This is a genomic window from Atribacterota bacterium, from assembly GCA_028717805.1.
Classification (GTDB): Bacteria; Atribacterota; Phoenicimicrobiia; order Phoenicimicrobiales; family Stramentimicrobiaceae; genus Stramentimicrobium.
In genome coordinates, this window is record JAQUNC010000073.1 from 1 (window position 1) to 5,827 (window position 5,827).

Genomic DNA, 5,827 nt, shown 5'->3' on the forward strand with positions numbered 1-5,827 from the left:
AAAATGGCATACTTGCTACCGGACTGAATTTCCCTGTGGTTCCCCGTGGAGATGAGGAGATTCGTTTTCAGGTGAATGCCGATCATACCCCTTACGATATTGATACGGTACTGGAAGTGTTAAGAAGGTGGAAAGAAAATAGTTAGTATTATAAGTTTTCAGTATCAATGAATACAATGAACGATTAGATTTTAAAAAAAGGAGGGTTGTCTAATAAAAAAATTGGTAAATTAAAAAAATATTTTTAGAATTATTTAAAATAAAGGAGTCAAAATTATGAAAAGAATTTATTTTTGCTTATTGGCGCTGATTCTTTTAACCTCGATAATCAGTTTAAATGCTTTTGCTAGCCAGTTACCACCACGAATTGGTATAGCAGCTGAAAGTGTAGGTTCAGGAACTTATTCAAAAGCCATGGTCTTTGCAAACATAATAAAGGAAAGCTCTGGAATGGATGTCAGGCTAATGCCGAACGATACCACAATGGGTGTTGCACTTGCAATGCGTTCTGAAGAGATAGCATGTGCATGGTATACAGGTTCGGGCTTATTTTATCTTGCCCATGGTCTTGATGTGTTTGGGGTACCAGAATGGGGACCTCAACCTGTACGTTCGGGACTACTTGGAATGAATGGTGCTGGTTTTGCAGTAGCAGCTGCTTCAGATATTTATGAATGGATAGATATGAAGGGAAAGAGAATTGCTATATCTCCTGGCACTCCCTTTGTAGCCGGTGCTAATCATGCTTTTCTTGCTTATGGTGGTCTTAAACCAGAAGATGTTGTAGAAGTAGTTGTCACAGGTATGGGTGGTGCTTATGATGCAGCACTTGAAGGTAGTGTAGATGGTCAATTTTTCCCATTTGAAGGAGCTGTTGCTTATGAATTAGAAGCTTCCCCTCGTGGTATTCGGTGGATACAATCGCCTCCTGATAATAAAGAAGGTTGGGCTAGACTACAAAGAATTATGCCAATGTATGGTCCGTTTCTTTCAAGGACAGGTGCCGGATGTTCTGAAGAAAAACCTGTTTGGGGTCTAGGTTACTTAGTTGGGACTTTTGCATTTAAGGATGATAATCCAGATATTATATATGCAATTAATAAAGCGATATACGAAGGATATGACGATTATAAAGATGTAACTGAAGATTTGAAATACTGGGATCATGAAATGCTTTTAAACTATGAGAATAATATATATCCTTGGCACGAAGGCACAGTACAATTTCTAAAGGATGTAGGAGAATGGACTCTTGAGATGGAGAAATGGCAGGCTTGGAAAGTTAGCCAAGAGAATGGTAGAATAAAAGCTTGGCCTAAAGTTTTGGAGATGGTAAAGGAGAAAAATATTAAGGTTGGGAGTGAAGAATTTCTCAATATGTGGAAAGAATATCTTTGGCAAAATGATTTGATGAGCATTCCCGGTAGCTTGCCTCAATAAATACGGTGGTATAATGAATAAGTCTATTGATACATTTAGTCGTACTAGAGAGTTTAGCTCAACACCAGGTATAGCCCTGGTGTTGAGCACTCTTATAATAATTTATGTTATTTATAAAGTATTTAATCTAAATTTTGTTGGCATATCCTATAAAGCTGCTAGTTATTTGTTTTTGTTAATTAATGCAATTCTTCCATTAGTATTTATATGGTTTCCAGCCACCAAGTATGAAGATAAAAAGACTATTCCTCTTTATGACTGGATAATTATTATTTTAGTTTTTAGCATTTCTTTCTATTTGTCCATAAACGCTATTAACATACAGAATCTAGGGTGGAGTGCCGGAACAGCACCATGGATTGTCCGAGTAATGTGTCTTATTTTACTTATTGCAGTATTGGAAGCACTACGACGAGTAAGTGGAAATATTCTTTTTCTAATTTGTCTCTTTTTTGCATCATATCCTATCATTGCAGGATATATGCCAGGAATTTTAGGTGGGATTAGTTTCCCTTTTTGGAAAACTATCACTCTCCATGTTTTGGGCGGAGAATCTATGTTAGGCATGGTGACTCGGATTGTAGGCAATGTTGTGATTGGATATCTATTGTTTGGTGTAGTTTTTACTTTTACAGGAGGAGGGAAATTTTTTATTGAATTAGCAACTTGTATTTTGGGAAAATACCGTGGAGGAATTGCTAAAGTAGCAGTTTTATCAAGTGCCTTTTTTAGTAGTCTTAGCGGTAGCGTTGTAAGCAATGTGATATCAACAGGATCATTTACAATTCCTGCTATGAAAAAATCTGGATACCCTCCTTATTTTGCAGCTGCAACAGAAGCAGTTGCCTCTACTGGAGGTGTGCTAATGCCACCAGTTATGGGATCTGTTGGATTTTTTTGTGCTCAATTTTTAGGTATACCATATTACCAAGTAGCTTTAGCGGCAGCTATTCCATCAATTTGTTATTATACAAGCCTTTTTGTTCAAATAGATTTAATGGCTGCCAAAATGGGATTAGTTGGAATTGAAGAAGAATCTCAAACTTCTTTAAAAGAAATAATGAAAGAAGGTTGGTATTATCTTTTTGTTTTATTCACCTTGACATTTTTTATATTTCAGAGGCAAGTAGCACAAGCTCCATTCTATGCCATAGCAGTGCTTTTTATACTTTCAATGATGAAAAAAACAACTAGATTAAATATAGATAGTTTGAGAAATATGGTAATTAATTCAGGAAAGTCGATAGCTGAAATCGGAGCTATTTTACTTGGAATAGGCTTCATCGTAGGTTCTCTTTCAATGACTGGAGTAGTTAGTTCTTTTAGTTATGAAATTGTAACTCTTGCTAAAAATAATTTAACATTAATTTTAATTTTTGGTGCCACTGCCAGTTTTATTCTTGGAACTGGAATGGTAGATGTTGCTGCTTATATATTCTTGTCTTTAGCGATTGCTCCTGCAATAATAAGACTTGGAGTATATCCTCTTGCTGCTCATCTCTTTGTCATATATACCGCCATGATATCATATATTACTCCCCCAGTTGCTCTAGGTGCTATTACTGCTGCTGGAATGGCTGGTGCAAATGCTACCAAGACTGGTTTCACATCAATGAAAATTGGAATAGTTGGTTATATTATTCCGTTTGCTTTTGTATTTAATCCGGCATTAGTTGGTCATGGTTCATTTTGGAAAATATTGATTTCAATAATAGCAGCATTTTTAGGAATAATTTTTTTATCAGAAAGTATACAGAAGTGTTCTTTAAAGTTAATAAAGTTATATACTTTTGAAAGAATTACTTTTTTTATCTCTGGATTGCTTTTATTTTTCCCCATTTGGCAGTTTCAAATAATAGGTGTTATCTTAGGAATAGCTATGCAAATAATTTTAGATTATCTTAAAAATGATAATAGAATAAAATTTTAGAATAATCCATTATTATAGAAACAAGAAAGAGGATATTATTATGAATTATATAGAAAATATGCTGAAAATCATTGGTAATACTCCTTTGCTGAAGTTAAATAAGATTGGAAAAGATGTGCCAGCAAATATATTTGTTAAACTTGAATATTTAAATCCTAGTGGTAGTTACAAAGATAGGATGGCTCTTTCAATGATTGAAGCTGCCGAGAAAGGTCTTACTTGGAATAATAAGAAATTAGGGCTTGGTGGAGTTGTCGTAGATGCATCTGCAGGCAATACTGCTCCGGCATTGGCATTTATTTGTGCAGTTAAAGGATATAAAGCAAAGTTATTTATTTATAAACCAATGCTGCAGGGTCTTGGAGTAAGACTAAAAATTACAGGAGCTTTTGGAGCAGATATTAATGAATCTCCACATCCGAGTTCCTTTCTTTCTAATGAAGAGTTAGCGCAATGTCTAAAAGATAATCATGACCTTACTTATATAATGGCTGGTAAGATGCATGCGTATGAATTAGAAAAAAATGATCCTAATGTTATTTGGGTAGATCAAATATACAATAAATATAATTATTTAGGGCAAATGAGTATAGGTTATGAATTATATAAGCAGTTGGGAGGTGCAATTGACGCTTTTGGCTGTGCAGTAGGTTCTGGTGCGACACTATTAGGGAGTATTCTAGGATTAGCAGAAAATAATATACATCCATTAACCTTTGGTGTTGTTCCTCATGGTAGTGAAGTATATATGGAATTGCAGAAAAATGAATCAAAAAAAGGTGAATTTAAAAAATCAAATATGATGGAAAAATTAATTAATGTAATGGGATTAAAGAAATGGGAAACAGAAAAGTCAATAATTGATGAAATGCTAGATAGAGGATATCCTGATGAATTTTTTAGAGTGACAGCTGAGGAAGCAAGATATATGGCTAATAGACTATGCAAAGAAGAAGGTATTTATTGTGGAATGTCTTCCGGAGCTAATGTATTTGTTGCTTTGAAAATTGCAAAACGTTTAAACAAAGGTCAGAATGTAGTTACTGTTATTGTTGACAGAAGAGACAGATATCTTGGAGAATATCCCAATGATGTCTTTATAGTGTAAAGTGAGAAAATTAGGATTTATTACTTAAAGGGATTACAATTTAATTTTAATGATATATAAACGTATGGGTAGTATTTAAGAGCATTTAAATGACAATCTGAGATTAGATTAATCTACAATTTTTATACTTAGAGGGATCAAATTTGAAAATTATTGTACCAATCAAGCAGGTTCCTGAGACCAGTCAGGTAAAGATAAATGAAGAAACAGGAACCATTATACGTGAAGGAGTTGAGAATATAATTAATCCTCTAGATTTATATGCCATTGAAATAGCTTTTCAGTTGAAGGAAAAGTATGGTGGAAACATCACAGTTATTAGTATGGGGCCACCAAAAGCTGAAGAAGCTTTAAGGGAGGCTATAGCAATGGGTGCTAATGAGGCAATACTCCTATCAGGAAAGGAATTTGCCGGCTCGGATACCTGGGCAACTGCCTATTCACTTGCTGCAACAATTAAGAAAATTAAGGCTTACGATTTAATTATTACAGGGGAAAGAGCTACTGATGGGGATACCGGTCAGGTAGGTCCCGGAATTGCTTCTTTTTTGAATATACCCTTATCCACATATACCAGGAAGATAGAAAGCGTTAATAAACAATACATTACTGTACAGCGCTTGATTGAAGAAGGCACTGAGAGATTAAAAATACCTTTGCCAGCATTATTGACTGTAGTAAAAGAAATTTCATATCCTCGCCTCCCTACCTTACGGGGAAAACAGAGAGCACGTACCATTGATATACCAGTTTACAATTGTAGAGATATTGGTATTCCGGGAAATAAATTAGGTCTTAAAGGTTCTCCTACAAGGGTGGTTAAGATATATCGCCCACAGGTGGTTAGAAAAGGAACTATATTAAAAGCAAAAGATGAAAGAACATTATCAGAAGCGATTGACCGATTAGTCTCTTTCTTAGAAAAGAGAAAAATTATCTCATTTTATAACAGGTAAGGCAGTATGAAAGAAGAAGAAATATGGACAATTTCGGAAATAACTGAAAGCCAACAAATTAAAAATATCTCATACGAATTATTGGCGTGGGGAAGCCCTTTAGCTAAAGAACTGGATGTTCCATTGTCTGCTGTTGTTTTTGGTAATAATTTACCAGAAGAAGAGCTACGAGAATTAATTTATCGAGGAGCTGAACGTGTATACAGGATAAGTCATAAATATTTATTCCCTTTTATTGTAGAAAATCATAGCAATATACTTGATTTTTTAATCAAGAAATTTCAACCTCAAATTGTAATTGCTGGAGCTACTACACAGGGTAGGACTTTAATGCCTCATTTATCAGTAAAATTAGGAACTGGATTAACTGCTGACTGTACTGATTTAAAAATC

Annotated in this window: 6 protein-coding genes; all 6 read left to right on the forward strand. The window is 34.6% G+C overall.

The genetic code is table 11. The features are described from left to right. Positions 1 to 146 (forward strand): pyridoxal phosphate-dependent aminotransferase family protein (locus PHD84_10375; protein MDD5638200.1); only part of this gene is annotated, 146 nt, incomplete at its 5' end. Between the two features lie 130 nt (positions 147 to 276). Continuing rightward, the gene (locus PHD84_10380) at positions 277 to 1,440 is read left to right on the forward strand and encodes a TAXI family TRAP transporter solute-binding subunit (protein ID MDD5638201.1); all 1,164 of its coding nucleotides are present in this window, start codon (positions 277 to 279) and stop codon (positions 1,438 to 1,440) included. 13 nt (positions 1,441 to 1,453) lie between these two features. Continuing rightward, on the forward strand, positions 1,454 to 3,370 hold the full coding sequence (locus PHD84_10385) for a TRAP transporter fused permease subunit (protein ID MDD5638202.1): 1,917 nt from the start codon (positions 1,454 to 1,456) through the stop codon (positions 3,368 to 3,370). A gap of 40 nt (positions 3,371 to 3,410) precedes the next feature. After that, positions 3,411 to 4,478 carry a cysteine synthase family protein gene (locus PHD84_10390; protein ID MDD5638203.1) on the forward strand — a complete coding sequence of 356 codons (1,068 nt, stop codon included), beginning with the start codon at positions 3,411 to 3,413 and terminating at the stop codon, positions 4,476 to 4,478. A gap of 143 nt (positions 4,479 to 4,621) precedes the next feature. Further along, the gene (locus PHD84_10395; protein ID MDD5638204.1) at positions 4,622 to 5,434 is read left to right on the forward strand and encodes an electron transfer flavoprotein subunit beta/FixA family protein; all 813 of its coding nucleotides are present in this window, start codon (positions 4,622 to 4,624) and stop codon (positions 5,432 to 5,434) included. 6 nt (positions 5,435 to 5,440) lie between these two features. Further along, on the forward strand, positions 5,441 to 5,827 hold a 387-nt coding region (locus PHD84_10400; GenBank protein MDD5638205.1), incomplete at its 3' end, for an electron transfer flavoprotein subunit alpha.

Coding starts and splice junctions, on each gene's coding strand:
- PHD84_10380 (MDD5638201.1), top strand. CDS start 277: ATGAAAAGAATTTATTTTTGCTTATTGGCGCTGATTCTTTTAACCTCG.
- PHD84_10385 (MDD5638202.1), top strand. CDS start 1,454: ATGAATAAGTCTATTGATACATTTAGTCGTACTAGAGAGTTTAGCTCA.
- PHD84_10390 (MDD5638203.1), top strand. CDS start 3,411: ATGAATTATATAGAAAATATGCTGAAAATCATTGGTAATACTCCTTTG.